We start from the raw sequence: 1,902 nt of genomic DNA on the forward strand, positions 1-1,902 counted from the left end.
GGTAGCGCTGCGGGGGCATCCGGACACCTTGGCCGCTCGCGAGCCGGTCGTCACGCTGCCACGCCGTACATGAACGATCTTCTCAAACACGCACTGAGCCTCTCGTGTGGATCAAAAGCATCCAATGCGAACACCGACTATGCTCAATTGGCAGTCATCTCGTCGAAAATTGGCATCCACGGTTCAAGCCCGTGAAAGGCGCTGAGCGCCTTCTCGACCAGCGCGGGCGAGAACGATTTATGTGGACGCAACAATTGGGCTTCTTTGAGAGAGAGTCGCCTCCCTATGTTGCCCTGCAAATCCTGGATATGGTAATCCCGTGCGGACCGGCGAGTGTCTTGTATTGAGGTATACGGATTTGTGGCGAGATCGGGCGGCTCCCCAGAACGACCCATGATCCATCCTTGATTCGTTGGTCCATCGTTTCGATCAGGAAAATAGGAATGTCTAGTTCCAGCCGCTCCAGATCAGGCTCGCATCCAGCGTCGAGGAGGGCGGAAAACGCTCCCAGGAAGACATTCCGAGCCTTTCCCAGTATCTGAGCCGGGGCGGCATATCGACCGGCTATCGAGATGGATAGAACCTGTCCTCTTTCGCAATCGACTAGCACGTCACCGCAACCCTCGCTGTTCACCGCTCCGAAGCCTCACCTTCGCTGATGAAGTGCCGCAACACGGACCTCAAGCTATCGATCGCAGCTTGAGCCTCCTCCCTCTCGCCATCGTCGACCCAACTCCTCCAGAACCAGCCGTCTGCAGGCAATGTCACGTCCAGAGCCTGAATAGCGGACATGGCAAGTGCCGGCGTAATCGGCTGGGCTAGCCATTCCATGACGCCCGGGTTTTCCTCGTTCCAGGTCAAGGAGCGCCCGGCTGGAATATTGGCCGCAACCACAGCAGCAGCGGCCACTACTTCTTCGGGTAGTACCGACGCGTTTGAGTTGCCCTGGGCCTCGATGGCTGAATGGAAAGTAGCCTCGATCACTATCAGTCTCTGCGATGCGGACAGCTCCTCCAGTTCGTCGAGAAAGTCTTCCGAGGTGTCGCTGTCGAACGGGCTTGATCCCCAGGTTCCCATCACGGCCTGCAGTATAGTCCTACTGCAGGTACTGGCCAATCGGAACTTCGATTTCGGGGTCTCGTCGGTTCAGGAGGGTTCCGCCCTTTGCCTTTACCCCCTCCATCATCGTCTGCTCCATGCGACGAATGGCTGTCTTGCTCGTACCGCGAGATAACGTAAAGTACGTTACATTGGCCACGTCGTCGGCTGTGTATCCCGCCTTTCGGACCGCGTGCTTGGAGCGCATCGACTTGTTCGTCCGTTCTCTGATGTTTGTGGTTGAGCTTCCGACGTACTTGGTTCCGTCATTCAGGTGAATGACGTACACGCCTGGCTTCTCAGGGACGTTGAACCGTGTACCTGGCAGGCAATTCGAATTGTGAACCAAAATCGAGGTCGCGCCAGCCAGTACGTAATATGTATGTGTATCCGCGACGGTCAGGTTGTAGACGCGCTGGTCGCCGGTTGTCCATCGGATGGCTGCGGATATCTGGGTGTAGGTACCGCTACTGGTCTGCAGGTACTGTCCGGACCGGAGCGTTTCAGCGTTCACCCACTCCTGGACTTCCGGCACCCAGAACGGATGGTCGCCGGTTGCGGTGAGAACTCCCGACTCCTTGCCTTTATCGATAGATATCTGGGCCAGGTTTTTGATTCCTTCAGAGGTGATCTGGGCAGTGACAGACTTGACTGTTGTCTTCCCAGTCTTCGGGTCTGTCGTTAATATCTCGTCACCTTCGGTGACGCTCTCGATGGGTTTGGTGGTGCCGTCGGCCATGAGGACTCGCGTGCCGGGTACGAAGCTGCTGCACGATTCACTGTCGATCGATCTACGGGTCTTGC

The 1,902-nt window shown here is 56.9% G+C and carries 3 protein-coding genes; 1 reads left to right on the forward strand and 2 read right to left on the reverse strand.

From position 1 onward, the window contains the following. Positions 1-195: hypothetical protein (locus AB0K05_RS44380; protein WP_364237871.1), on the forward strand; the 195-nt coding region annotated here is incomplete at its 5' end. A 435-nt stretch (positions 196-630) separates the two neighbouring features. Here the strand turns inward: AB0K05_RS44380 and AB0K05_RS44385 are convergent. After that, complete coding sequence (locus tag AB0K05_RS44385) at positions 631-1,077, reverse strand: DUF4259 domain-containing protein (RefSeq protein WP_364237876.1); 447 nt, start codon at positions 1,075-1,077, stop codon at positions 631-633. Positions 1,078-1,096: 19 nt separating this feature from the next. Continuing rightward, the coding region (locus AB0K05_RS44390) for a polymorphic toxin-type HINT domain-containing protein (RefSeq protein WP_364237873.1) at positions 1,097-1,902 on the reverse strand (806 nt) is incomplete at its 5' end.

Source organism: Nonomuraea sp. NPDC049486 (assembly GCF_040676925.1).
GTDB classification, from domain to species: Bacteria; Actinomycetota; Actinomycetes; order Streptosporangiales; family Streptosporangiaceae; genus Nonomuraea; species Nonomuraea ferruginea.

Bases quoted from the DNA above. Each gene is read 5' to 3' on its own strand.
- AB0K05_RS44385 (WP_364237876.1), bottom strand. From the start codon at position 1,077: ATGGGAACCTGGGGATCAAGCCCGTTCGACAGCGACACCTCGGAAGAC.